This window comes from Ruegeria sp. BK1, from assembly GCF_056535645.1.
On record NZ_JBQFIS010000001.1, the window covers coordinates 3,141,055 to 3,167,499 of the forward strand.

Annotated in this window: 22 protein-coding genes; 6 read left to right on the top strand and 16 right to left on the bottom strand. The window is 60.9% G+C overall.

The window, feature by feature from the left end:
• Positions 1-4: 4 nt before the first annotated feature.
• Positions 5-655, bottom strand: a complete 651-nt coding sequence (locus ACR3E7_RS15580; protein ID WP_170791769.1) for a histidine phosphatase family protein — start codon at positions 653-655, stop codon at positions 5-7.
• Positions 656-1,004: 349 nt separating this feature from the next.
• Between ACR3E7_RS15580 and gcvT the strand changes: the two genes are divergently transcribed.
• The 3 genes from gcvT to gcvP all read left to right on the top strand — a co-directional run bounded on the left by gcvT (position 1,005) and on the right by gcvP (position 5,454).
• The gene (gene gcvT / locus ACR3E7_RS15585) at positions 1,005-2,099 is read left to right on the top strand and encodes a glycine cleavage system aminomethyltransferase GcvT (RefSeq protein ID WP_170791787.1); all 1,095 of its coding nucleotides are present in this window, start codon (positions 1,005-1,007) and stop codon (positions 2,097-2,099) included.
• An 18-nt stretch (positions 2,100-2,117) separates the two neighbouring features.
• Positions 2,118-2,483, top strand: coding sequence for a glycine cleavage system protein GcvH (gcvH, locus tag ACR3E7_RS15590; protein ID WP_170775892.1), 366 nt, complete (start codon positions 2,118-2,120; stop codon positions 2,481-2,483).
• 115 nt (positions 2,484-2,598) lie between these two features.
• Positions 2,599-5,454, top strand: coding sequence for an aminomethyl-transferring glycine dehydrogenase (gene gcvP / locus ACR3E7_RS15595; protein WP_480506172.1), 2,856 nt, complete (start codon positions 2,599-2,601; stop codon positions 5,452-5,454).
• Between the two features lie 32 nt (positions 5,455-5,486).
• Here gcvP and ACR3E7_RS15600 read toward each other — a convergent pair whose 3' ends face one another.
• On the bottom strand, positions 5,487-6,686 hold the full coding sequence (locus tag ACR3E7_RS15600; protein WP_480505133.1) for a cytochrome-c peroxidase: 1,200 nt from the start codon (positions 6,684-6,686) through the stop codon (positions 5,487-5,489).
• 84 nt (positions 6,687-6,770) lie between these two features.
• Here ACR3E7_RS15600 and ACR3E7_RS15605 point away from each other — a divergent pair, with 84 nt between their 5' ends.
• Positions 6,771-7,241 (top strand): tetratricopeptide repeat protein, encoded by a 471-nt coding sequence (locus ACR3E7_RS15605; protein ID WP_170791366.1) that lies wholly within the window; start codon positions 6,771-6,773, stop codon positions 7,239-7,241.
• A gap of 30 nt (positions 7,242-7,271) precedes the next feature.
• Here ACR3E7_RS15605 and ACR3E7_RS15610 read toward each other — a convergent pair whose 3' ends face one another.
• From ACR3E7_RS15610 to ACR3E7_RS15635, 6 genes are read right to left on the bottom strand one after another with little or no spacing between them, the layout of a single operon-like run.
• Entirely contained in the window at positions 7,272-8,333 is a 1,062-nt protein-coding gene (locus tag ACR3E7_RS15610) for a TRAP transporter substrate-binding protein (RefSeq protein WP_170355481.1), read from the bottom strand.
• Between the two features lie 25 nt (positions 8,334-8,358).
• Positions 8,359-9,648, bottom strand: coding sequence for a TRAP transporter large permease (locus ACR3E7_RS15615; protein WP_170783146.1), 1,290 nt, complete (start codon positions 9,646-9,648; stop codon positions 8,359-8,361).
• Positions 9,649-10,236, bottom strand: a complete 588-nt coding sequence (locus ACR3E7_RS15620) for a TRAP transporter small permease (protein ID WP_170355479.1) — start codon at positions 10,234-10,236, stop codon at positions 9,649-9,651.
• A 53-nt stretch (positions 10,237-10,289) separates the two neighbouring features.
• Positions 10,290-10,805: a flavin reductase family protein gene (locus ACR3E7_RS15625; RefSeq protein WP_170355478.1), complete on the bottom strand. Its 516-nt coding sequence runs from the start codon at positions 10,803-10,805 to the stop codon at positions 10,290-10,292.
• A complete protein-coding gene (locus tag ACR3E7_RS15630; RefSeq protein ID WP_480505135.1) occupies positions 10,805-11,695 on the bottom strand; it encodes an aldo/keto reductase in 891 nt (296 codons plus the stop codon). Before ACR3E7_RS15630 ends, ACR3E7_RS15625 begins: the two co-directional genes overlap by 1 nt.
• Positions 11,695-12,849: an LLM class flavin-dependent oxidoreductase gene (locus ACR3E7_RS15635; RefSeq protein WP_170791360.1), complete on the bottom strand. Its 1,155-nt coding sequence runs from the start codon at positions 12,847-12,849 to the stop codon at positions 11,695-11,697. Before ACR3E7_RS15635 ends, ACR3E7_RS15630 begins: the two co-directional genes overlap by 1 nt.
• Before the next feature lie 108 nt (positions 12,850-12,957).
• Between ACR3E7_RS15635 and ACR3E7_RS15640 the strand changes: the two genes are divergently transcribed.
• Both ACR3E7_RS15640 and ACR3E7_RS15645 read left to right on the top strand, forming a co-directional pair.
• Positions 12,958-13,668 carry a GntR family transcriptional regulator gene (locus ACR3E7_RS15640; RefSeq protein ID WP_480505138.1) on the top strand — a complete coding sequence of 237 codons (711 nt, stop codon included), beginning with the start codon at positions 12,958-12,960 and terminating at the stop codon, positions 13,666-13,668.
• A 12-nt stretch (positions 13,669-13,680) separates the two neighbouring features.
• Positions 13,681-14,772 carry a Gfo/Idh/MocA family protein gene (locus ACR3E7_RS15645; RefSeq protein ID WP_480505140.1) on the top strand — a complete coding sequence of 364 codons (1,092 nt, stop codon included), beginning with the start codon at positions 13,681-13,683 and terminating at the stop codon, positions 14,770-14,772.
• 2 nt (positions 14,773-14,774) lie between these two features.
• On the opposite strand, the gene ACR3E7_RS15650 is transcribed toward ACR3E7_RS15645, so the two are convergent.
• The 8 genes from ACR3E7_RS15650 to ACR3E7_RS15685 form a co-directional block, all read right to left on the bottom strand.
• Complete coding sequence (locus tag ACR3E7_RS15650; RefSeq protein WP_480505142.1) at positions 14,775-17,399, bottom strand: molybdopterin-dependent oxidoreductase; 2,625 nt, start codon at positions 17,397-17,399, stop codon at positions 14,775-14,777.
• Positions 17,396-17,728 carry a nitrite reductase small subunit NirD gene (gene nirD, locus ACR3E7_RS15655; RefSeq protein WP_480505143.1) on the bottom strand — a complete coding sequence of 111 codons (333 nt, stop codon included), beginning with the start codon at positions 17,726-17,728 and terminating at the stop codon, positions 17,396-17,398. The genes ACR3E7_RS15650 and nirD overlap by 4 nt, the downstream gene beginning before the upstream one ends.
• Complete coding sequence (gene nirB / locus ACR3E7_RS15660) at positions 17,725-20,157, bottom strand: nitrite reductase large subunit NirB (protein ID WP_480505145.1); 2,433 nt, start codon at positions 20,155-20,157, stop codon at positions 17,725-17,727. Before nirB ends, nirD begins: the two co-directional genes overlap by 4 nt.
• Positions 20,158-20,163: 6 nt before the next feature.
• On the bottom strand, positions 20,164-21,849 hold the full coding sequence (locus ACR3E7_RS15665; RefSeq protein ID WP_480505149.1) for an ABC transporter ATP-binding protein: 1,686 nt from the start codon (positions 21,847-21,849) through the stop codon (positions 20,164-20,166).
• A 5-nt stretch (positions 21,850-21,854) separates the two neighbouring features.
• Positions 21,855-22,940, bottom strand: coding sequence for an ABC transporter permease (locus ACR3E7_RS15670; RefSeq protein WP_170774962.1), 1,086 nt, complete (start codon positions 22,938-22,940; stop codon positions 21,855-21,857).
• Between the two features lie 98 nt (positions 22,941-23,038).
• Positions 23,039-24,406, bottom strand: a complete 1,368-nt coding sequence (locus ACR3E7_RS15675) for a CmpA/NrtA family ABC transporter substrate-binding protein (RefSeq protein WP_170774960.1) — start codon at positions 24,404-24,406, stop codon at positions 23,039-23,041.
• 271 nt (positions 24,407-24,677) lie between these two features.
• Positions 24,678-25,850 (bottom strand): CmpA/NrtA family ABC transporter substrate-binding protein, encoded by a 1,173-nt coding sequence (locus tag ACR3E7_RS15680; protein WP_480505152.1) that lies wholly within the window; start codon positions 25,848-25,850, stop codon positions 24,678-24,680.
• A complete protein-coding gene (locus ACR3E7_RS15685; protein WP_170774956.1) occupies positions 25,847-26,431 on the bottom strand; it encodes an ANTAR domain-containing response regulator in 585 nt (194 codons plus the stop codon). Before ACR3E7_RS15685 ends, ACR3E7_RS15680 begins: the two co-directional genes overlap by 4 nt.
• Positions 26,432-26,445 lie beyond the last annotated feature (14 nt).

A 26,445-nucleotide genomic window follows, 5' to 3' on the forward strand; every position in this document is an offset into this window, starting at 1 on the left:
CTCCTTACAGGTGGGTCTGGGCGTATTGCCGATCGGGTGCTTCCAGATGCGGCACTGCATTGAACAGCACCGGGCTCAGCTGCGCACCAATTGGGTGCAGACGATGCATCGACGTATTCATGATGGCAAGCGCCACACGCGCCATCGCCGGGATATCCAGCCCCATCGCCTGCCGCACGACCATCGAGATCAGCCCGCCTGATGTCACCACAATCGCAGGGCCCCCTGCGGTTCCAATATCGTGCAGAGCGTCGCGCACGCGGGTTTCGAAGGTCTCAAACGTTTCTGGTGCGTTGGCGATTTCACCACTCGCCCACGCGGCGAATGTGCGGGGCAGGTGTTCCACAAACCCTTCGCGGTCTGTGGGCACGGCCACGTTGTGTTGTGTTTCATAGAGCTTGGCGATGTTGAAATACTCGATCTCGTTCAAACGCGGATCTTGCACGGGGTTCGGAAAACCCATGCTGGCCGCTGTTTCCAAATGGCGTTTCAGCGTTCCTGAATAGACCCGAGGAAAGTTGGCTTGTGTGTCGCGCAGATGCGCCCCCAGCCAACGCGCTTGCTGATGTCCCAGTTCGCTCAGCTTGTCGTAATCAGCTTCGTCCCGCGCGGCGGTATTGGCCTGACCGTGGCGTATCAGAGTTATATGTGACATGTCCGTCCCTTCCGGGGCGAAGTCTTATGACAGCTTGAACCGAGGGACCAGAGGCTTCGGACTTGAACCAGGGAATTTCACCCTTTGGCGCGCGCTTTGCGGGAAAGCAGAAATGACTTGGGTTGCAATGGCAATTTCAAGTGTTGCGTAACGGAAAAAAGTTTCCTATACGCTACAAAACTGCTGTATGCGCCCGTATACACCTCTGGTTTCACCTGCCGAGTTGGGTCTTGTGTTTAAGGTTGTTGACTTGCGGCTGAGACCTCGGAAGCTTGTGGTGGGATCATGTTGAGCGACCAGCGCAAATAACGCGGCGGTACGGGATGCCAGGTTTTGAAAGGTTATAGATATGACATTACCGCGGCGCACGCCTTTGTATGACTTGCATGTTGAGTTGGGCGGGAAGATGGTTGATTTTGCTGGGTGGGAGATGCCTGTTCAGTATTCTTTGGGGATTATGGGTGAGCATTCGCAGTGTCGCGAGAGGGCAGCGGTGTTTGACGTCAGCCATATGGGTCAGGTGATTCTGCGCGGTGAGAATGTGGGGGAGAAGCTGGAAGCTTTGTGCCCGCAGGCTTTTGCGACGCTGAAAGAGGGCAAGGCGCGCTACGGTTTTTTTACGAACGAAGACGGCGGGATCATGGATGACCTGATCGTGTCGAATGCGGGGGACCATTACTTTGTGGTAGTGAACGCGGCGCTGCGGCATCAGGACATTCCGCATATGCGCGAACATCTGGACGGCGTCGAAGTGACCGAGATCTTCGACCGTGCGCTGGTTGCGGTGCAGGGACCCAAGGCCGAGGATGTGGTGGGCGATCTCTGCCCTGCGGCGCGGGATCTGAAGTTCATGGAAACCACGGTGGCGGATATCAACGGCGTTGAATGCCGTATCTCACGCCTGGGTTACACCGGTGAGGACGGGTACGAGATCTCGATCCCCGAGGACAAGGCCATAGAAGTGACCCGCGCGTTCCTGGCGCATGAGGATTGTGAAGCCGCCGGTCTGGGCGCGCGCGACAGCCTGCGGCTGGAGGCGGGGCTGTGTCTTTACGGCAATGACATCGACCAGAGCACCTCTCCGATCGAAGCTTCGTTGGCTTGGGCAATCCAGAAGCGCCGCAAGGAGGAGGGCGGCTTTCCCGGCGCTGCGCGTATCCAAAAGGAACTGGCCGACGGGCCTGCACGCAAGCTGGTGGGCATCAAGCCGACAGGTCGAGCGCCTGCACGTCAGGGCGTGGAAATCCAATGCGCCGAGGGCAATAGCATTGGCCAGATCACCTCGGGCGGGTTTGGCCCCACGGTGGGTGGACCGGTGGCGATGGGCTATGTGGCGGCGGGCCATGGCGCGCCGGGCGAGGTGGTCAACCTGATCATCCGGGGCAAGCCGCAACCGGCCGAGGTTGTGGCGCTGCCCTTCGTCACCCAGAATTACAAGCGTTGAAGTCAGGAGAGAAAGACCATGGCAACCTATTATTCCGAAGAACATGAATGGCTGGATGTGGACGGCGACACGGCCACGCTGGGCATCACCAAGCACGCCGCCGAGCAGCTGGGCGATGTGGTCTTCGTGGAACAGCAGGAAGTGGGTGACGAGTTCGAGAAAGACGGCGAGATCGGCGTGATCGAATCCGTCAAGGCGGCCTCGGAACTCTATGCGCCGGTGGATGGCGAGATCACCGAGGTCAACGAAGCACTGGCCGACAATCCCGGCGCGCTGAACGAAGACCCCGAGGGTGAGGCGTGGATCTACAAGATCAAGATCGCGGACGCGTCGCAACTCGAAGATCTGATGGACGAAGCTGGCTACAAGGCCTTCATCGGCTGATCCAGACCGGGGCCCTGTACAGGGCTTCGCCCGTTCGGGCCGAACCGGCTCGTGATGATGTATCGGAGGCCTGCGTGGTCTCCGCCCGACCTGACTTATTCATAGGAGCGCTGCAATGGCTTTCAAACTGACCGACTACGAAGCCTATGACTTTGCCAATCGCCGCCATATCGGGCCCAGCCCGACCGAGATGCGCGACATGCTCAAGGTGATCGGCTTCAAGACGCTGGACGCGCTGATCGACGCCACCGTCCCGCCCGCGATCCGCCAGAAAGAGCCGCTGGACTGGGGTCCGGCGATGACGGAACGCGATGCGCTGTTCCACATGAAAGAGGTGGCGAGCAAGAACAAGGTTCTGACCTCGCTGATCGGTCAGGGCTATTACGGCACCACCACGCCGGCGCCAATCCTGCGCAACATCCTGGAAAACCCGGCCTGGTACACCGCCTATACGCCCTATCAGCCCGAGATCAGCCAGGGCCGGCTTGAGGCGCTGTTGAACTTCCAGACCATGGTCAGCGATCTGACCGGGCTGGACGTGGCCAATGCCTCGCTGCTGGACGAAGCCACCGCCGCGGCTGAGGCCATGGCGATGGCCAAGCGCGGTGGTCGGTCCAAGGCCAACAACGCCGCCTTCTTTGTCGACCGCAACTGCCACCCGCAGACCATCGCTGTGATCAAAACCCGCGCCGAGCCCTTGGGCATCGACGTACAGGTGGGCGATCCCGACCAACTGGAAGCAGGCGCCGTCTTTGGCGCGATCTTCCAATACCCCGGCACCCACGGCCATGTGCGCGACTTCACCGCCGAGATCGCGGCGCTGCATGAGCACAAAGCGATTGCCATCGTCGCCGCCGACATCCTGTCGCTGGCGCTACTGAAGTCACCGGGTGAGATGGGCGCGGATATCGCCATCGGATCGACCCAGCGCTTTGGCGTGCCGATGGGCTATGGCGGGCCCCATGCCGCCTATATGGCGACCACCGACAAGCTGAAGCGCGCGATGCCGGGCCGGATCATCGGTGTCAGCATCGACAGCCGGGGCAACAAGGCCTACCGCCTGGCGCTGCAGACCCGCGAGCAGCATATCCGCCGCGAAAAAGCCAACTCGAACGTCTGTACCGCGCAGGCGCTGCTGGCGGTGATGGCCTCGATGTACGCGGTCTATCACGGCCCCGACGGCATCAAGGCGATTGCGCAATCGGTGCACCGCAAAACCTCGCGCATGGCCGCCGGTCTGGAAGAGGCGGGCTTCTCGGTCGAACCCGAGGTGTTCTTTGACACCATCACGGTCGAGGTCGGCCACTTGCAGACCACCGTTATGGAGGCCGCCGTTGCCCGTGGCATCAACCTGCGCAAGGTCGGCGAGACGAAAGTGGGCATCAGCCTGGATGAACAGACCCGCGCCGAGACGATTGAGGCGGTTTGGGGCGCCTTCGGCATCGACCGTCAGGATGACAGCTCGAACGTGGCGTACCGCCTGCCGGATTACGCCCTGCGCGAGACGCCCTATCTGACTCACCCGATCTTCCACAAGAACCGGGCCGAGGCCGAGATGACCCGCTATATGCGCCGTCTGGCCGACCGCGACCTGGCGCTGGACCGGGCGATGATCCCGCTGGGATCCTGCACCATGAAGCTGAACGCGACGATCGAGATGATCCCGGTCACATGGCCCGAGTTCGGCAATCTGCACCCCTTTGCTCCGGAAGATCAGGCGCAGGGCTATCATGAGATGATTGCCGATCTGAACGACAAGCTGTGCCAGATCACCGGCTATGACGCGATCTCCCAGCAGCCCAACTCGGGCGCGCAGGGCGAGTATGCAGGCCTGCTGACCATCCGCAACTATCACTTCGCCCGCGGCGAAGGGCACCGCAATGTCTGCCTGATCCCAACCTCGGCGCACGGGACCAACCCGGCCTCGGCGCAGATGGTGGGCTGGCAGGTGGTGCCGGTGCAATCGGATGAGAACGGCAATATCGACCTGAATGACTTCCGCGCCAAGGCCGAGAAGCATTCGGATCATCTGGCCGGCTGCATGATCACCTACCCCTCGACCCATGGCGTGTTCGAGACCACCGTGCAGGAGGTCTGCCAGATCACCCATGACCACGGCGGTCAGGTCTATATCGACGGGGCCAACATGAACGCCATGGTCGGCCTGTCGCGTCCCGGAGACATTGGCGGCGATGTCAGCCACCTGAACCTGCACAAGACCTTCTGCATCCCCCATGGCGGTGGTGGCCCCGGCATGGGCCCGATCGGTGTCAAGGCACACCTTGAAGAGCACTTGCCCGGTCACCCGGAATACGGCACCGCCGTGGGGCCGGTCTCGGCGGCGCCTTTTGGCTCTCCCTCGATCCTTCCAGTGAGCTGGGCCTATGTGCTGCTGATGGGTGGCGCGGGTCTGACGCAGGCGACCAAGGTTGCGATCCTGAACGCCAACTATATCGCAGCGCGTCTGCAGGATGCCTATCCGATCCTCTACACCTCCGAGACCGGTCGGGTCGCGCATGAATGCATCCTCGACACCCGTCCGCTGGACGCCGAGGCGCATGTGACCGTCGACGACATCGCCAAACGTCTGGTCGATTCAGGTTTCCACGCCCCGACGATGAGCTGGCCGGTTGCCGGCACCCTGATGGTGGAGCCCACGGAATCTGAGCCCAAGGATGAGTTGGACCGCTTCTGCGACGCCATGCTCTCGATCCGATCCGAAGCGCAGGATATCATCGACGGCAAGATCGACGCGGAGAACAACCCGTTGAAGAACGCCCCCCACACGGTGCGCGATCTGGTCGGCGACTGGGACCGGCCCTATAGCCGCGAACAGGCCTGTTTCCCTCCGGGCTCCATGGGCGTCGACAAATACTGGTCCCCCGTCAACCGCGTCGACAACGCATACGGAGACCGAAACCTCGTTTGCACATGCCCTCCAATGGACGCGTACGCGGAAGCGGCGGAATAAAAAGAAAACCCCCGCCTTGGCGGGGGTTTATCTTAGGGAACGAAGCCTTTCGGTACCCCGAATGGTGGAGAGTCCACGCTGGATCCCGTCAGTGCGTTGAGGAATGCCACGAGACTTGCGATGTCAGCTTCGGACAATTCCAATGGCGTGATGTCCATCTTGCCGCGCACACGCGCCATTTCCAACCGGTCGTCCCAGACGACGAAATCGGCTTTGTGCAACCAAGGAACGTTCGGCAGGTTAGCCATATCACGGGTCCATTGTGACAGGCTGCGTTCTGGATTCAGGTGGTGGCGTATCATGCTTTCTAGGTCCGGAAATGCTCCATTATGCCCATAGGGCGCCGTCAGAGCGACGTTTCGCAACATCGGAGTGCGAAAGCGGTAAGCATCTTCCAAGCGGTCGCTTTCCCCCATGCGGCCAACGTCACGCACATAGGGGTCCCATTGCCGCGTGCGGCCCGGCCCAAAAGGGGGCAGGGCCAAGGCGTGAAATTTCTGATCAGACATAAGCGGGCCGGAGTGGCACGAGGCGCAACTCGCCTTGCCGTAGAACAGGTCCATCCCGTCTTTCTGCTCTGCCGTCAGCGCCGAGGAGTCACCCGCGAGGTATTGATCGAACGCGCTGTCGGTGCTGCGCCATTCAACCGCCATGAACGCGGCTAAGGCGTTGGCGATCTGGGTGATTGTAATGTCCTCGGTCATGTTGACCTCATCAAAAGCGGCGACCATGGCCGGGCCATAGCGCGGATCGGTGCGCACGCGCTTGGCAAGGATCGGCCAGCCCAGATCAATCCGGTCGGCAACCGCTCCGGTCACCTGATTTTCGCCGACATTGCCGGCCATTTCGAATTGCGAGGTCAGCGGGAACAGCGCCTGTGCGGCGAGCAGCGAGTTCAGCCCCTCAGGCAACCATTCCTGGGCCGGAGAATTGAATCCGTTGCCGTAGACATCCGAGATACTCAGGCGGCCATCGTGGAATACGGTGTGAAGCTCTTTTGCTCCAAGGTTCCAAAGCCCCGGTGAATTGCGCGGGATGCGCTTGCGGATCTTTTCTGCGCCCACGCCGGGCATGCGGTCCGGTCCCAGACCCTGTCCGCCTTCACCGATCCCCAAAGACAACCCGTCCGACGTGCCGAAATCGGGGTGATGGCAGTGGGCGCAGGATATGTTCTGATTGCCCGACAGGATCGGGTCGTAAAACAGTTGATGACCGATGGCAGCCTGTTCCATATCAAAGAGGATAAAGTCATCATCGGTCAGCGGGCGCGGCAAATCCTGAGCCGCAGCCGCCCCGACGAAAAGGAAGAAAACCCAATGCGCCAGCTTGTATTTGCCCTTTGCTGTCTTGCCACCCCGGCGCTGGCCGAACTGGAACAGGCGCGTGACATGATGGAGGCCGGGGAGTTCGAGGCCGCGCGCGAGGAACTGATGCCAGCCGCGCGGTCCGGCAATGCCGAGGCCGAGGAACTGATCGGCGTCATGTACGGCCTTGGGCTGGGGGTCGAGCAGGATTACGAGCGGGCGTTTGATTGGTATCTGCGTGCTTCGATGAAGGGACATCCGGGTGCGCAATCGGGCGTCGGTTGGTATTATGAGCTGGGTCTGGGCATGCCCGCGCCCGATCTGGTGCGGGCGTATATGTGGTACACGCTCAGCGCGATTGGCGGTGATCCCGATGCGGCGATCAGCCTTGAGGAAGTGGTCAAGAAAATGTCGCCGGAGCAGATTGAAAGAGCGCATGTTCTGGTCAACGACTACAAAGGGTGGATGTACCCGTTTCGGTAAGGGCCGGACGAAGCGCCCGGCCCCTTTCGCTTAGTTCAGATCCGCATCGCGAGAGGCGTTGATATCAGCCTCGGCTGCAGCAACCGCTTCGGTCAGGGCGTTGAACACCTCGTCCCCGCGGGCCACGTTGGACTGGAACCAGTCATAAACCGGCGTTGCGGCCTCTTTGAACGCAGCTTTCTGGTCGGGTGTCGGCACATAGAGATCCCCGCCACCGGCGACGAAATCTTCATAGGCCTGGATCGACTTGCGCTTGGGCGAGGCAAAGGTGGCCTGCTGCAGAGCATAGAACCCATCGACCACCACGCGGCGCATGTCCTCGGGCATCTCCTGGAACTTGGCGTTATTCATCCACCACAACGCACCCATATAGGCGTGGCCGTCCAGCGTGACGTATTGCAGACCGGCATCGGGGAATTTCATACCCATGATGTCGGTGATGCCGTTCTTGGACCCTTCAACCACACCGGTCTGGAAGCTGGTGAACAGTTCCGGCCATGGGATCGGAGTAGGCGATGCACCAAGTGCCTTGACCAGCTCCTGAGGCAGGTCTGCGACCACGGTGCGGATTTTCAGACCTTCCATATCGGCTGGCTCAGCGATGCGACGCTGGGTGTTGGCGAAGTTGCGCCAGCCGCCGGTGTTGCCGATGGTCATCAGACGGATCGCGCCACCGGAATCCTCAAGCGCCATGTCGCGTACCTTGCGGGTGAAATCGCCGGACAAGACATGCTCGGCGACGCGGTCATCGGCCATTAGATAGGGCAGGTCCAGAACCTGCACGTAGGGGAAGATGCCTGACGCGCCGCCCGAAGTGGAGATATAGATGTCGATCGTACCGTCGGCCACGCCTTGCAGGCACTCGGCCCCGTTCGAGCACAATTGGGTGCCGATGAACAATTCGACCTCGATGGCACCGTTCGAGGCAGCCTCGACGTAGTTCTTGAAGACGATCAGACCATCATAGTCTTCGTCGTTTTCGTTTGAGTTCGCTGTGGCGCGCAGGGTGTAATCAGCAGCCGTTGCAGCTAGTGCGGATGCGGCCACCAGCGAGGTGGCCACCGCAGCGGTTTTGATGAAGTCTCTGAGCATTCGTTTCCTCCCTGTGATACTCAGTTCAGTTTGCAAATCCCGTTATCCTCGGGATCGTCATGGATAGTGCGGGGACATAGGTGATCAGGAAGATCACTATGATTTCGACAGCCAGAAACGGCAGGATCGCCTTGGCAATGGTTTCGACCTTTTCGCGCGATACGGCGGCGGCCACGAACAGCACCAACCCCATGGGCGGAGTGGCCAGGCCGACGGTCAGGTTGACGCTCATGATAATAGCAAAATGGATCGGGTCCACGCCGAGGCTTGTGAAAATGGGCGCAAGGATGGGGCCAAGGATGATGATCGCGGGGCCTGCATCCAGAAACATGCCGACGACGAACAGCAGCAGGTTGATCAGGAACAGCAGGATCAGCGGATTTTCCGACAGGCCAAGGATCAGTGCCGCCAGTTGTTCAGGCGCGTGGCTAAGGCTGACCACGGTCTTGAATGCCATCGCAGCGCCCACCAGCAGCAAAACCACCGCGGAGGTCAGACCCGCATTGCTGAGGATCTCGGGCACTTCTTTCAGGGTCAGCGTGCGCAGGACGAAGAAACCGATGATGAATGCATAGCCTACAGCGACCGCAGCAGCCTCGGTCGGGGTGAAGATGCCGCCGAGGATGCCCCCCAGAATGATGACGGGGGTCAGCAGCGGGAAGAACGCTTTGAGGCTTGCCTGACGACGCTCGGACCATGTGTATTTGCGGCTGGCGACGGGGAAGTCGTATTTGTCGGCCATGACTTTGATCATCAGCATCAGGCCGACGCCAACCATCACGCCTGGAACAATGCCTGCCAAAAACAGGGCGGCCACGCTTTCACCCATCACGTAGGCATAGATGATCATGATGCCCGAGGGCGGAATGATTGGCCCGATCACCGAACTGGCCGCTGTGATCGCAGCGGCGAAGCGGCGGGTATAGCCCTGTTTCTCCATCGCTGGGATCAGCATCGAGCCCAGTGCCGAGGTATCGGCGACCGCCGAGCCCGACAGGCCGGCAAACAGGATCGAACTCAGGACATTCACATGGGCCAGACCGCCGCGCAGGTGCCCCATCAGGGCCTGAGAGAACTCGACCAGACGAATGGTGATGCCACCACGGTTCATCAACTCTCCGGCCAGCATGAAGAAGGGGATCGCCATCAACGGGAAGCTGTCCATACCGTTATAGACGTTCCGGTACAGCAGCGTGATGTCGTTGGTTTGGCCGTTCAGCCAAAGCAAAATGCCGGGCGCGGCCAGAAGTGCGAAAAAGACCGGCAGGCCGATCATCAGGAAAATCAAGAAGGTGGGCAGGAACCAGATCAGCATCTATTCAGCCCCCACCGGTGCATCTGCGATTTCGGGTAGCAGGTCTCCGCCGCCCATCATCTTGACGATCGACCGCAGGATAAGCTCGATATTGACGACCAGCAGAAGTATGACCCCCACCAGCAACGATGCCATCATCCAGCTGCGCGGGACGCGGTACCACTCGTCAAACCCCAGCGAGGTCGGAATATAGAGCGCCGCCGTGGCGAAGCGGCCGCCAAAACCCGTGACCTCGGACCAGCCGATATTCACGGCGACGGCCAACACCGCCAGCGAGACGAAAAGCAGAAACAGCATCAACACCTGCCCCAGCACGCGCGGCAGCATCATGGGCAGCATATCAATGGCGACAAACCCGCCGCGCCGAAACGCGGTAGGAGCCATCAGCCCGGTCATCCACAACATGCAGAAGCGCGCGGCTTCGTCCGGCCAGGGCAGGGCGTTGCCTAAAACGTATCGGAAGAACACCTGAATCAGGATTGCGATCACCATCAATGCAATCGCAACGACACCAACCGCGCGGCCCAAACGCAGCACGGTTTCGTTCACGAATGCAATCGGCGCAAGCGCCGTTGCCAGTCCGCCCATGCGGATCCTCCCTTGTTCAGCCGCAGGTTTGTCCCGCGGTCGTCAAATCGCGCTTAGTGCTGCGCAAATTGGCCGAGTTTCCCGGCGTAGAATGTCAGCGCGTCTCCGTCCGCCATGCTGACTTTCAGGACTTTGCCCACCACGATCACATGATCACCTGCATCGTGATAGGCGTGCTGTTCACACTCAAACCGCGCCAGACAATCCGGCAGCAGAGGTGTTCCGTTCCCGCAGCGGTCGTGGTCGATATCCCGCAGGGCGAACGCGTCTTTAGAGCAGCCAAAACACAGATCGGCCTGCTCCGACGATAGCACGTGCACGCTGAAATGGCGCGCCTTGTGGAAATAGGGGAACCGGCGCGAATTTCGGTCTCCGGCCCACATCACCAGCGGGGGGTCCAGCGACAGCGATGAAAAGCTGTTGGCGGTGATGCAGACCGGACCATCGTCGCTGTCACAGGTGACGATAGTCACGCCGGTCGCAAACTTGCCAAAAGCGTCCCGCAAGGTGCGGGTGTCATCTTTATGCGGGACGAATGTGTGAGTGATGTCCTTTGAGATTGCGTTCATCATGGTACCTCATGCCCCAGCGCCGCCTCGTAAAGGCGGAACCAGTTTTCGCGATCCAGATTTACTTTCAATGCGTCCGAGATGCTTTTGATCCGGTCCTGATTGTTCGTGCCCATAACCGGCAGAATTCCCGCGGGGTGCGCCAATAGGAAAGCGATGGCGACTGCCGCGCGATCCACGCCGAATTCGGCAGCTATCTCATCTGCAACTATGCCGACCGGAGGGTTTCCGGCCATCAGCAACCCACCCCCCAGCGGAGACCACGCCATAACGTGCTGACCGTGCTGTTGATGAAAGGCAAGATCGCCATTGGTGAAAGGGTCGATCTGGCCCAGAGACAACTCGATCTGGTTGGTGACCAACGGCGTCTTCATCGCCGATTGCAGCAGGCTCCAGTCCCAGGGACGGAAGTTCGACACGCCGACAGCGCGCACCTTGCCGCTGGCGACCACCTCATCCAGTGCTGCGCCGGTTTCATGGTGGTCCATGAACGGATCAGGACGGTGGATCAGCAACAGGTCTATGTGGTCGATGGCCATCTCGGCCAAAGAGGTTTCGACCGATTTCAGGATATGCGCGCGCGAGGTGTCGTAGTACTTGACCTTCGCGTCCGAATACCGTCCGCAGGGCGCGACGATATCGCATTTGGTGACGATCTCCATCTTTGACCGCAGGGCCGGGTTGGCGCGCAGGGCGGCACCCAGAATGCCTTCGGCCGTGTAGTCGCCGTAGATATCCGCCTGATCGAAACTGGTGATCCCCTGATCCAGACAAGCCTGTATCTTGGCCTCGACATGCGCGGCCGAGGTGTCATCGTCATCCCCGATACGCCACATGCCATAAACGATGCGGCTCAGTTCCAGCGAGTTGGATAGTTTCACACGGTGCATCAGCGGCGAACTCCGGCGCCCAGCGGGGTGGCCGGGGTTTTTGCAGGCACGCGCCCGTATTTTTCGGGCAGCGAGCAGGTTTTCAGATTAGGCAGGACGCGGGCCCCGAAATGCTTGGCCTCATCCATGTGCGGATAGCCTGAGAAGATGAAAGCGCGGATACCCATCTTTTGATATTCTTCGATCTTGGACATCACCTGATCGGTCGATCCGACCAAAGCTGCCCCACAGCCCGAGCGCGCGCGGCCAACACCTGTCCACAGGCCCGGTTCTACATAGCCATACTCATCCGCCAGATCGCGGTTCTTGGCCTGATGCGCCACGCCCAGAGAGGTCGAATCCAGCGCCCGTTCCCGGATCGCACGGCCATATTCGTCATCCAGCTTCGAAACGATGTAGTCCGCATATTCCTGCGCTTCAGCCTCGGTATCGCGGACGATCATGTGAACGCGCAGGCCGTAGTCCAACGTGCGGTTGTAGTTTTCAGCCACTGCGTGAACGGCCTTCATCCGCTCGGCCAGTTGATCCTTGGTTTCGGGCCACATCAGGTAGACGTCGCAATGCTCGCCACAAAGGTCCAAAGCGGACGGAGAATAGCCTCCAAAATACAGTAGTGGACCGCCGGTCTGATAAGGCTTGGCCGGATCGGTGGTCAGGCCCGAGAAGTTATAGACCTCACCCGCATGGTTGATCTCATCCTGTGTCCACGCTTGCTTGAGGATCTCGACCACCTCGCGGGACCGCTGATAGCGGAACGCGCTGTCGGCCTTTTCGCCGGGGAAATCGGACGAGATGATATTCACCGTCAGCCGCCCTTGCAGCATGTGATCCAGCGTCGCAATGGTGCGGGCCAGCATGATCGGCTGCATCTCGCCACAACGCACAGCAGCCAGCAGGTTTATCCGGTCCGTGATCGGCGCGCAGCCTGCCACGAAACTCAGCGTATCCTGACCGACCTGATAAGAAGACGGGCACAGGATGTTTCGGAACCCTTGCGCCTCGGCCTCGCGGACGATGCCGGAACAATGCTCCCAACTCGACCGGAGGTCACCATCCGGGACACCCAGAAACTGATAATCGTCTGAGCACAAAGCGGCGAACCACGAAACCTCGGCCGCATCCAGATCGGGGGATGTGATGGGGACGATGGTCATTTGATTCGTTCTCCGTGCATCTTTTGACTTTCCTCTTGCGTAGCAATCACTTTGATGTAGATCAATAGTGTATCAATTTTTTCTGCGACTCGGTGAAGCACTCCGAAAATGACTGCCAACAGCCGCAACCCCAACGCGCTGCCGATCTATGTGCAGATCGCCGAGCTTCTTATCCGCGACATTGCCGCGGGTCGGCTGATCGACGGCGAGCGTTTGCCGCCCGAACGGGACATGGCTGCGAATCTCAATGTCTCGGTCGGGACGCTGCGAAAATCGCTGGCGGAGCTTGAGAAAAAAGGGATGTTGGAGCGTATCCAAGGCTCGGGCAATTACATCCGCGAGACCGGGACGCAGAACAGCGTTTATGCGATGTTCCGGCTGGAGCTGCCCGAGGGCGGGGGGCTGCCGCGCGCGGATATCCTGTCGGTGGATCATCTGGAAAAACCCTCCGATCTGCCGGAGTTTGGCACCTCGACCACAGGCTCGCGAGTGCGCCGGATGCGCTATTTGAATGACACAATCATCGCGGTCGAGGAAATCTGGCTGGATGAGTCCGCCGGAAAGGTCGATCAGACGCTGCTTTCGGATTCGCTTTATCGCTATTACCAACAGCAGCTTGGGTTCTGGATCACGCGGGCCGAGGATCGGGTTTCGGTCCGTGCGTTGCCCCAGTGGACGCCTGAGACCTTCACCAAACCCGCTGGCGAAGCGGCCGGTTACATTGAACGGTTCAGTTGGTCCGAGGGGCCAGAACCGGTCGAGTTTTCAAAAACGTGGTTCGATCCGGATCGGGCCACCTATGTCCAACGTCTGAAGTAGAAGGAAACGCGCATGACCCGGACCATCCACTACGGGCTGATCGGATGCGGCATGATGGGGCAGGAACACCTGCATAATATCGCGTTGCTGGAAGGTACGCGCGTCTCAGCGATCTTTGAGCCCGACGCCGCGATGGCCAAGGCGGCGCAGACGATTGTACCGGATGCGCAGATGGTGGGTTCGGTCGAAGATCTGCTGGCCGTAGATGATCTGGACTGCATCGTGATTGCCAGCCCTAATCATTTGCACGTGGATCAGATCAAGCAGATCGCGAGGGTGCGGCCCTTGCCTTTGCTGGTCGAGAAACCTCTGTTCACCGACCCTGCAGATGCGGCGCGGCTTGACGCCATCCAGCGCGACTACCCTCATCCGATCTGGGTGGCGATGGAGTATCGCTATATGCCGCCCATCGCGGCCTTAATTGAGGGGGCGCAGGTGACTGGCGGCGTTAAAATGCTGACCATCAAAGAGCACCGCTTTCCCTTTCTGGAAAAGGTCGGCAACTGGAATCGCTTCAACCGTAATACGGGCGGAACCTTTGTCGAGAAATGCTGTCACTTCTTCGACCTCATGCGCCTGATCCTGCAATCAGACCCTGTGCGCGTGACAGCAAGCGGGGGGCAGGCTGTCAATCATTTGGACGAGGCGTATGACGGAGAAACACCCGACATTCTGGACCACGGCTATGTCATGGTCGATTTCGCCTCGGGCGCGCGTGCCATGCTGGAGCTGTGCATGTTCGCAGAAGGCGCGCGGTATCAGGAGGAGATCTCGGCCGTCGGGCCGGACGCGAAGATCGAGGCGCTGGTGCCCGGACCGGGCCGTTTCTGGCCCGAGCATCTTGGCGATGCACCGGTGCCGCAACTGATTGTCAGCCCGCGCCATCCCAAAGGGCCGGTTGCCACGGATATTCCGGTCGATCCAACGCTATTGGCTGCGGGTGACCATAACGGGTCTACTTTCTATCAGCATCAAGAGTTCCTAGCCGTCCTGCGGGGCGACAAACCCGCCCCCGAAGTGACTCTGCAGGACGGGATGTGGGCTGTGCGCATGGGTCTGGCCGCGCAACAGGCGCTGGAGACCGGAGAGGCGGTTCGGTTCTAGGGTTACTGTGCGGCCTCTTTCTGATGTGCTGACGCCAGCAGGCTCGCCAGTTCCGGACGGCAAGAACCGCAATTGGTTCCGGCCTGCAAGGCCTCGCCAATGGCTTCGACGGTCATCAGTCCTTTGGTCTCAATAGCGGTCAGGATGGTATTCACACCGACGTCGAAACAGGAACACAGAACAGGGCCGGGATCGGGCCGGTCCGCAGGGGCCCGGCCTGACAGCAGGTCGGGCACCTGTGGCAGAGTCGCCAGATAGTCGCGCATCACCGCCACGGGCTCGGGAGAGATGAACAAGGCAGCGACCAATCGTCCGACTTCGTAAAACGCCAGCCGCGCCATGCCGCGCGCTGGGTCTTCGACGATCGTTATCTGCGCCTCGGGCAATCCGAAAAGATCACGCGCGGCGGTTTGCCAGTCATCTATTGTATCCATCCCGGCCAACTCGGCGCGATAGCCGAGTTTGGTGGGGGTTTGCGCCCAATAATCGCACGAAGGCCGCATTTCGCGATCTGACACCGCAAACCCATACCATTTGGCGTCAAAGCGGGTGACGTTCACCACGGACGCTTTGCTTTCGGGCTGTCCCGAAACCGGGTCCGTCGCCGCAGCGACCACGGCGTCGATTCGGGCCGCAGGGGCGGTTTCTCCGGTCCAGTGGATCGGCGCAAAGACCTGTCCCCGCGTGACATCGCTGGTGATCCGTGCCCGCAGGATGGATGTGCCATGCGGGCTTTCGACCTGCACCAGATCGGCGGAGTTTATCCCCTTGTCATGCGCATCATCGGGGTGAATATCCAGAAACGGCTCGGGCAGGTGGGCCGACAGCCGCGCCGACAGACCGGTACGGGTCATCGTGTGCCACTGATCGCGCAGCCGACCGGTGTTCAGCCAAAACGGATAGCGCGGTTCTGTTTTGGCCGCAGGCGCGCGCCATTTAACTGGTAAAAGCCGCGCCTTGCCGTCGGAGTGATAGAATTGCCCATCCGCAAAGAACCGCCCGCCTTGCCGTGCAGCGGTGACAGGCCAGCGCGTCGGCTGCAGAGCGTCATAACCCGCCGCATCCAAGTCGCTGAAGCCCGAGATATCGAAATCACGCCCGAACTTGGCGGCCACTCCGGACAGGGTTGCGTATTCTCGGAAAATCTCTCCGGGCGTTTGATAATCAAAGGCCGAGGCCCACCCCATCCGCCGTCCGACCTCGGCCAGAATGTCCCAATCCGCTCGGGCCTGTCCCGGCGCGGGCAAAACCGAGCGTTGGCGGCTGATCGTACGGTCGGAATTGGTGACTGTGCCGTCTTTTTCGGCCCACGCAGCGGCGGGCAGCAGCACATCGGCCAGCCGCGCCGTATCGGTTAGGGCGGTGATGTCCGAGACCACGGTGAACGGGCAGGCCGCGATCGCATCGCGCACCGCGTCGGCCTCGGGCATCGACACGACGGGGTTCGTGTGGATCACCCACAGCGCCTTGACGCGCCCGTCGCCCACGGCGCGGAAGAGATCCACGGCCTTGAGGCCCGGGGCCTCGGGCATCGTTGGTGCTGACCAGAAATCGCGCACGGCGGCGCGGTGATCGGCATTTTCGATATCCAGATGGCAGGTGAGCATATTGGCCAGTCCACCAACCTCGCGCCCGCCCATGGCATTGGGCTGGCCGGTGACTGACAACGGGCCGCAGCCGGGCTTGCCGATCCGCCCCGTGGCCAGATGGCAGTTCAGGATCGCGTTAACCTTATCGCTGCCCGAACTGGATTGGTTCACGCCCTGACTGAAGATCGTAACAACCTTTTCAGTGCTCAACCACATCTGACAGAACTGCGCGATGTCGTCGGTGTCGAGACCGGTGACCGAGACATCATCGGCCAGCGCACTGTCCAGCGCCGCCTGAAAGCCGGTGGTGTGGGTCAGGTAATCCGTATCCACCAACCCGGCGGCGTCGATCTGCGTCAGCAGATGATTGAACAGCGCGACATCGCTACCCGCTGCCAGCGGCAGGTGCAGATCAGCGCTGTCACACGATGCCGTCCGGCGCGGGTCGACAACGATGATCCTGGTGCCGCGCGCCTGCCGGGCTGCCATCAGGCGCTGATACAGAACCGGGTGGCACCACGCCAGATTGGACCCGACCAGCACAACCATATCGGCCTCATCCAAATCCTCATAGGTGCCGGGCACAGTGTCAGTGCCAAAAGCGCGTTTGTGGCCCGCAACGGTTGAGGCCATGCACAGCCGCGAATTCGTGTCGATATTGGCCGAGCCGATGAAGCCTTTCATCAGCTTGTTGGCGACATAGTAGTCCTCGGTCAACAACTGGCCCGATACATAGAAAGCCACCGAATCCGGCCCGTGCTCGGCGATGGTGTCGCGGAACCGGTCGGCAACCAGTTGCAGCGCGTCGTCCCAGCCAGTCTCTTTGCCCGCAACCACGGGTGCCAGCAGCCGCTGCGACAGGCCTACCGTTTCGGCCAAAGCCGAGCCTTTGGAACAGAGCCGCCCCTGATTGGCCGGGTGATCCGGGTCGCCGGTGACGGTCAGGCCCCCCGCGCCATCCGGTTGCAGCAGAACCCCGCAGCCGACCCCGCAATAAGGACAGGTCGAGCGCGTGATGCAGGCACTCAGGTCTTTCACGCGGCGCTCCTTTGCCCCAATGAGGTGCTGTCCAACAGGATACGCTCGCCGTCCAGCTGCACCGGATAGGTGGCGATCTGGCCTTCATCCGCGCCTTGTGCCCGACCTGAGTTCAGGTCGAACACCCAATTGTGCAGCGGGCAGGTGACGGATTGGCCATGCACGATGCCTTCGGACAGAGGACCGCCCTTGTGGGGGCAGGTGTCCGAGGCGGCAAAGACCTCATCTTTGGCAGTGCGGAACAGGGCGATGCAGCCGACCGGCGTTTTCACCACGCGTGCGCCGCGCAGGGGGATGTCGTCGATATGTCCGATGTCGATCCAACTCATTCTGCGGCCTCCAGTGTCAGATCGGCCATGGGCGCAAAGCGCGGGGCCTCTTTGGCCTGCTCGGCCCATGGGTCTTTGCGGTAGATGGATTGGCTGAGTTCGAACCGTTCAACCAGCGCGCGCCGGTTTTCCAGATTATCCACCACGGTTTCCTTGATCCAGTCGAGGCTGACCTTCGCCATCCATTTATACAAACGGTCCAGATACTTACCACCCTCGCGATAGGCTTGGGTGACGGCCATCACGACCTCAATCGCCTCGTCCTCGGTGGGGACTTGCACCAGCAGTTCGGTTTCCTTGACATCCATGCCAGCCGCGCCGCCGATGCTGATCTGAAAGCCTGAGTCCACACAGACCACACCGATATCCTTGCAAGTTGCCTCGGCGCAGTTGCGCGGGCAACCCGAGACCGCCAACTTCAGCTTGTGTGGCGTCCATGATCCCCACAGGATTTTCTCAAGCTTCACGCCGAGGCCCGTGCTGTCCTGCGTGCCGAACCGGCAGTGATCAGAGCCGACACAGGTTTTCACCGTGCGCAGACCCTTGGAGTAAGCGTGGCCCGAGACCAGCCCGGCCTTGTTCAGATCGGACCAGATATAGGGCAGGTCCGCGCCTTTCACGCCCAGCAGGTCGATACGCTGACCGCCGGTGACTTTGACCGTGGGCACGTCGTATTTCTCGGCCGCATCCGCAATGGCGCGCAGTTCCGCCGGGTTGGTGATGCCGCCCCACATGCGGGGCACAACGCTAAACGTGCCGTCCTTTTGAATGTTGGCGTGTTTGCGTTCGTTGACGAAACGGCTTTGCGGGTCGTCCTGATATTCCACCGGCCAGTCGGCCAGCAGGTAGTAGTTCACCGCCGGGCGGCAGACATGACAGCCGTTGAGCGTCTTCCAGCCCAGCTCCTGCCAGACGGCCTCCTGACTTTTCAATTCCTGCGATTTGATCAGGCGGCGGACGTCTTCGTGGGTCAGGTCGCAGCAGCCGCAGATCGGCTGCGCGGTGGGCATCTGGAAGTCATCGCCCAGTGTGACCTGCAACAGTTGCTCGACCAACCCGGTGCATGTCCCGCAGGACGCGCTGGCCTTGGTGGTCGCACGGATCGCGCCCAGATCGGTTGCGCCATCTGCAATGGCAGCGGTGATATCGGATTTGCAAACGCCGTTGCAGCCACAGATTTCCGCCTCAGGCGGCAATGCTGCAACGGCTGAGAGAGGGTCCGCAGAGCCGCCCCCCTGATAGGCCGGGCCGAAGATCAGCGTCTCACGCATCTCGGACACGTTCTCGCCATCGCGGATCAGGCCAAAGAACCAGTTGCTGTCGCCGGTGTCGCCATACATAACCGCACCGACCAGCTTGTCGCCTTCGAGAACCAGCCGTTTATAGACGCCGCGGGCTGGGTCGCGGAACAAGATGTCCTCGCGGGTCTCGCCCTCGGCAAAGTCCCCTGCACTGAACAGGTCGCAGCCGGTGACCTTCAGCTTGGTCGAGAGCGAACGTTGTTTGAACGCTGCATCCTCGCCCAGCAGGGTCTGCGCCAGCACTTTGGCTTGGTCGTAGAGCGGCGCGACAAGGCCAAAGACCTCGCCCTGATGTTCGACGCATTCGCCAACGGCATAGATATCGGCGTCCGAGGTGATCATTTGGTCATCGACATGAATACCCCGACCCACGGCAAGGCCCGTTTCCTGCGCCAGCGCGGTGTTGGGTCGGATGCCCACAGCCATCACCAACAGGTCGCAGGGCAATTCCGTGCCGTCCTCCAACAGCAGCGCCCGGGCCTTGCCATCCTTGCCCGCGATTTCGGTCGATTTGGCATTCAGCAGAACGGTGATGCCTTTTTCTTCCAGAGATTTCTTCAGCAGGTACCCTGCGGCAGGGTCCAACTGACGCTCCATCAGATGGCCCATGATATGCACGACGGTCACGTCAGCCCCGCGCGCGGCCATGCCTGCGGCGGCCTCAAGCCCCAGCAAGCCGCCGCCGATCACGACGACCTTGTTGCCCGCGCCCATGCCCATCATCTGTTCGGTATCTTCCAGATCGCGATAGGCGATCACGCCGTCCAGATCATGTCCTGGCATCGGGATCATGAAGGGGTTCGAGCCGGTGCCGAAGATCAGCTTGTCATAAGGCACATGACCGTTCTCGCCTTCGACCACTTTCAACTCGCGGTCGATTTTGACCACTTTCTCGCCAAACCGGCAGGTGATCCCGCGTTCGCCGTACCAGGCGTCGTCATGGGTGACGATGTCCTGGTATGTCTGATCACCGGCCAGCACAGGGCTCAGCATGATGCGGTTATAATTCCCGCGTGGTTCGGCGTTGAACAGGGTGATGTCGAACGCATCGGGGGCAGCGTCGGTCAGGTGCTCCAGCACCCGGCCCGAGGCCATGCCGGCTCCGATGACAACCAATTTCTGTTTCATATCAGTTCACTCCGCGGCAATGGCTTTGGGGGCAGGGGATTTAGGCTTGGGTTTGGCCCCATGCTCGTATTCCTCAAGGAAATCCAACACCTCTTGCCGGTATTCGTAGTAATCAGGATGGGCCAGCAGCGCCTTGCGGGTGCGCGGGCGCGGCAGGTCGACATTGGTGATCTTGCCGATGGTGGCCTGAGGGCCGTTCGTCATCATCACCACGCGGTCAGCTAGCAGGATCGCCTCGTCCACATCATGGGTGACGCAGATGGTGGTGACTTTGGTGCGCGACCAGACCTCCATCAGAACCTCCTGCAGCTCCCACCGGGTGAGGCTGTCGAGCATCCCGAAGGGTTCATCCAACAGCAGCAGTTTCGGCGACAGGGCAAAGGCGCGGGCGATGCCCACACGCTGACGCATCCCGTTCGACATATCAGCGGCGGATTTGTCCATCGCGTCGGCCAAACCGACCCGTTCCAGATAGTATTCCACCACATCCTGCCGCTCTGCCTGGCTGGCGCGCGGATACACGCGGTCCACACCGACCGAGACGTTTTCCTTGGCGGTCAGCCACGGAAACAGCGAGGGTGACTGGAACACAACGGCACGTTCCGGATCGGCACCCTCGACATGGCGGCCATCCAGCTTGATCGCGCCTTTCGAGATTTCGTTCAGACCAGCGGCCATGGTCAGCACCGTGGACTTACCGCAGCCCGAGTGGCCGATCAGCGAGATGAACTCACCACGGTTGAGCTTCAGATTGAAATCCTCGACCACGGTCAGCGGGCCTTTGGGGGTGGGGTAGACCTTGTGCAACTGGCTGAAATCCAGATAGCGCTCGTCGATCAGACCCGACTGCGCTTCTTTCACCGCTGCGGGGACACCGTGGATCGGGGTCACGTCGGGCAAGGTCTTGGTGCCTTCGACCTTGGCCTCGATACCCACATCCATCAGGTATTTCGTGACCTCGCCACGCAGAGACTTGAACGTCTCGTCATGGTTCATGGCGGACCGGTCGCGTGGGCGGGGGATCGAGACCTTGAACTCGGTCCCCAACGTGCCATCGGGGTTCAGCGGGATGATGCGGTCGGCCAGCAGGATCGCTTCGTCCACGTCATTGGTGATCAGGACACAGGTCTTGCGGTCGGCCTCCCAGATCTTTTCGATCTCTTCCGCCAGATTCCCACGGGTCAATGCATCCAACGCCGACAGGGGCTCGTCCAGCAGCAGAACTTCGGGGTCCATCGCCAGCGCGCGGGCCACGTTCACCCGCTGGCGCATCCCACCCGACAGCTCGGCGGGGCGACGGGTCGCCGCGTGGCTGAGGCCCACCATGCGAATGTAATGGGCTACCTTTTCCTCTTTCTCGGCCTTGGGCATCTTGGGGAACACCGCGTCCACGGCCAGCCGCACATTGCCCGTGACCGTCAGCCACGGCATCAGCGAGTAGTTCTGGAAGATCACCCCCCGCTCCGGCGCGGGGCCGGTGATGGCCTTGTCGCGAAAGGTGACGTTGCCCTTGGTGGGGAATTCGATCCCCGCCATCAGGTTGATCAGTGTGGTTTTGCCGGTGCCGGAAAAACCCAGCAGCACCACGAATTCACCTTCCTGAACCGAGAGGTTGATGTCTTTCAACACATCCGTCGCAGCGGTGCCGGTGCCAAAAGATTTGCTGACATTCTTGAAGTCGATCACAGCCATTTGGGTCACCGGTTGTTTGAGAAGGTAAACAGCGACTGCAGCGCATACATGACGCGATCCAGCAGGAAGCCGATGATGCCGATGGTGAAGACAGCCACCATGATCTTGGCGAGTGAGCTGGAGGAACCGTTCTGGAACTCATCCCAGACAAACTTGCCCAGACCGGGGTTCTGCGCCAGCATCTCGGCCGCGATCAGAACCATCCAGCCAACGCCCAGCGACAGACGCAGGCCGGTGAAGATCAGAGGCAGGGCCGAGGGCAGCACCAGCTTGGTGATCTTGGTGTAGGTGTTCATTTTCAGAACTTTGGAAACGTTCACCAGATCCTTGTCGATCGACGCCACACCCAGCGAGGTGTTGATCAGCGTCGGCCACAGCGAACACAGCGTCACGGTGATGGCGGAGATCAGGAAGGATTTCGCGAACCAGCCGTCATTGGTGACGTAAACGGCCGACACGATCATAGTCACAATCGGCAACCAGGCCAGCGGCGAGACCGGTTTGAAAATCTGGATCAGCGGGTTCAGCGCCGCGTTTGCGGTGGGCGATAGGCCCGCAGCGATGCCCAGCGGAACGGCGACAATGGTGGCGATCAGAAAGCCGAAGAACACGGTTTTGATCGAGGTCCATATCTGGTTGTAGTAGCTCGGCGCGCCGGTATAGGCGACCTCTTTGACCTTTTCGGGCTGGCCCGCGTCGATGAACTTCTGGTTGCGCTTTTCAACCATCGCCTCGAACTTGGCCTTTTTGGCTGCCTTGGCCTGCGCGTCCTGATGCAGGCTAATGGCTTCGGACCAGACCTGCGCCGGACCAGGCACTGCGCCCAGCGAGGTTTGCACCTTGGGTGCCAACGTGCCCCAGAGAACCAGAAAGGCACAGATGGCCAGCAATGGTACGACCAGCAGGCGCCAAATCTCGCCCATCTGGGCGCGCGGGTTGTCGCCTGCACCGGCCTTCAGGATGGGGGTGATCCAGGCCAAGCCCAAAACCTGAAACCATTTGTCGGCGGCGTTGATCCGGGTGAACAGGCGGGCGCGTCGTGCCTCGCGTTCAGCATCAGGGGATAGCGTATCGTGGTCGATGGCTGTCATCTTGCGGTCTCCTGGCCCGGTCGTTCAGCGCCGGGCGGGGTGGAATTCTGTATGAGTGGGAAAGCCCCCCAGCCACCAAGGGCCGAGAGGCAGGGGAGTTAACCCTGAACTTCTGTGCCGATGACGACCTGCTCGCCTTTCAAGCCGATCGGCAGGCTTTGCAGATAAGCGTTCGGCTGACGGGCGTCATAGGGAATGCCGTCGATGATATCTTCGGCGGGCGTGGGGGCTTTGTAGCCGTCGCTGTCCCAGGGGAAGTCGGCCTCATTCGCTAGACCCTCGTTCACCAGCATTTTCGCGGCATCCAGATAGATGTCGGGGCGGTAGACGGACTTGGCGACCTCGTCATACCAGGCATCTGTCTGCGGCTCGGCGATCTGGCCCCAGCGGCGCATCTGGGTCAGGTACCAGATGGCGTCCGAATAGAACGGGTAGGTCGCGTTGTAGCGGAAGAAGACGTTGAAATCGGGCACCTCGCGCTTGTCGCCCTTTTCATATTCGAACGTGCCCGTCATCGAGTTCGCGATCACCTCGTAGTCCGCACCCACATATTCCGGCTGGCTCAGCATCTCGACCGCGGCGGGGCGGTTGGCGTTGTCGTTTTCATCCAGCCACATCGCAGCGCGGATCAGGGCTTTGGTCACGGCGCGGGTGGTGTTGGGATACTGCTCGGCGAACTCGGCATTGATGCCAAAGACCTTTTCGGGGTTGTTCTTCCACAGTTCATAATCGGTGATCACCGGCACGCCGATGCCTTTGAACACGGCCTGCTGGTTCCACGGCTCACCTACGCAATAGCCATAGATGGTGCCCGCTTCTAACGTGGCCGGCATCTGCGGCGGAGGCGTCACCGACAGGAACACATCCGCACCGATCTGGCCGGTCACGTTCTCGGGGCTGTAATAGCCCGGGTGCAGGCCACCCGCCGCCAGCCAGTAACGCAGTTCATAGTTGTGGGTCGAAACGGGGAAGACCATGCCCATATTGAAGGGCTTGCCTTCGGATTTGTATTTCTCGACCACTGGGGCCAGCGCCTCAGCCGAAATCGGGTGCTGCGGGCGGCCGTCATCCATTTTCGGGATGTTCGGCTTCATCTCTTCCCAGACCTCGTTCGACACGGTGATGCCGTTGCCGTTCAGGTCCATCGAGAAGGGGGTGATGATATGCGCCTCGGTGCCATACCCGATAGTTGCGGCCAGCGGCTGACCGGCCAGCATATGCGCACCGTCCAGCTGCCCGTCGATTACACCGTCCAGCAGTACTTTCCAGTTGGCCTGCGCTTCGAGCGTGACGAACAGGCCCTCATCCAGGAAGTACCCATTCTCATAGGCCACAGCCAGCGGGGCCATGTCTGTCAGTTTGATAAAGCCAAAGGTCAGCTCGTCCTTCTCCAGCTCCAGCGTTTCGGCCAGCGCGGGGCTGATCAGGGCGGTGGTGGCGACAAGGCCTGCGAGCAATTTCTTCATGTGGGTCTGTCCCTTTTTTGGTCCCGGTCAGCCGGGTGGGTGAAAAACAAAAAGCCGCTGCACGCTCTGACCGGGAGGATTGGCCAGAGAGTGAGCGGCTTTGCTCAGTCGTTCCCAAACTTTGGGAGGAATTCTTGCGGCACACGCCTTTGCGTGCCGATGAGTTCAGAGTGGTAAATGCACCGTTGCCGATCAAGCGATTTTGCTGCGACGCGGCGTTAAATACTGCAATCGCGCGGTGCGGCGCGCGCGTCTGCCTAATTCTTGGGCGTCAGATATCCTGAGGGTCAAAAATGCGCCCATCCAAGAACGCATCCCGCTTCAGCGACAGCTGCCCGTTATGGGACGCAACCGGTGTGGTTTCACGAATCGCGCCCTCAAGTTTTTCCGAGGCTCCGGGCAGATCCGCCCCCAACCCTGCCAGTTGATTGCGGTAGATATCGCTGCGAAACACGCTGCCCGCTTGGGCCAGCGCCAGATGCGGGTCCAGACCGTATCGTTGCGCCAGACGGTGGGCGATCCACTTGGCCTGACTGCGCCATGGGAAGTTTGCGGCCCCGTCGTGGAACTCGATAAATCCCGGCACCTCGCGCTGTTCGGCGTGGCCTGTGATGGTAAAGCGCCCCGAAAGCGCCCGGTCGATCAGTTCCGAAGGCAGGTTCAGATAGGTGTCTCGGGCAAGGATTTCAGCGGCGGCGGTGTGGCTGCCCGGCTGGCCCAGCCAGCGCCCGGCGCGCCAGACGGCTCGCATCAGCTTGCCCAGCAGGTGCGGCTCGGTATCCGCCCAGTCGGTGCGCACGGCCAGCACCTTTTCCGGCGCAAAGGCCCAGATCGCCTGACCGGGCAGCAGTAACGCCCCCGCCTGCGATTCCACGGCGACCGAGCCCCAGGGCTCGCCCACACAGAACGCATCCACATCGCCCTCGGCCAAAGCCTGTGCCATCAGGGGTGGCGGGATGGTGCGCACCTCGACTCCGATTTTGGACAGTTCGGTAGCCTCAAGCCAGCAATGCAGCAGTTCCACATGCAGCGAGAACGGGAAGGGCACGCCGAAGACCAATGGCCCATCCGCGACCGAGGCCAGCGCGGCGGCGGCCTTGAAGGGGTCGCGAAAGTCGAACTCATAGCCTGCGTCGCGTAGGCGGGTTTCCAACGTGCGGCTAACGCCGATCATGTCGCCATTCACCGACAGGACCGAGACGGCGGACAAGGGTTGTGTCATCCCGCCCAGCCCCAAGGCCATTGCAACAGGGACCGGCGACAACAGCTGCGCCGCGTCCACCCGCCCAAAGGCCAACATATCGCGCACCGACGACCATGAGGGCGCTGCGATCAGGTCCAACTCGACTCCTTCGGCGCGGGCCAGACCCATCTCATGCGCCACGATCAAGGGGGCGGCGTCTACCAGCGGAACATAAGCAACGGGCAGGGTCACAGCGTTCATGACAACAGCCCCGAGGCCGTGACCAGCGCTTCGGCCACGTCGGCGACGCGGCGGCCCTGATCCATCGCGGCTTTGCGTAGCAGGGCATAGGCCTCTTCTTCCTCGACCCCGCGCGCCTTCATCAGCAGACCCTTGGCGCGGTCGATCACCTTGCGTTCTTCCAGCGCACGTTTGGTCTCGGCCAGTTCACGGCGCATTTGCCGGACGATCTGGAACCGGGCGATGGCCGCGTCCAGCACGGGCTTCAGCCGATCCGGTTGCATGCCGTCGACGACGTAGGCCGACAGCCCCGCCTCAATCGCGGTCGAGGTCAAATCGCCCGCCGCGCCCGAGACAAACATGGCTACTGGCCGTTCCAGTGGCCCGGATGCAAGGGTCAGTTCCTCAAGCATGTCGCGGGTCGGGTTGTCGATGTCGATCAGCACCACATCGGGCACCAGCGCGGCGATCTTGCGCGCAAGGCTCGAGACATTGCCGATCACATGCACATCATAAGCCCCAGACGCCTTGAGCGCATCGACGATGGCAATCGCGCGCTCGCGGTCTTCTTCTACAACGACAATGGTCAGGGTGTCAGGCATGGCACCTTTTCACT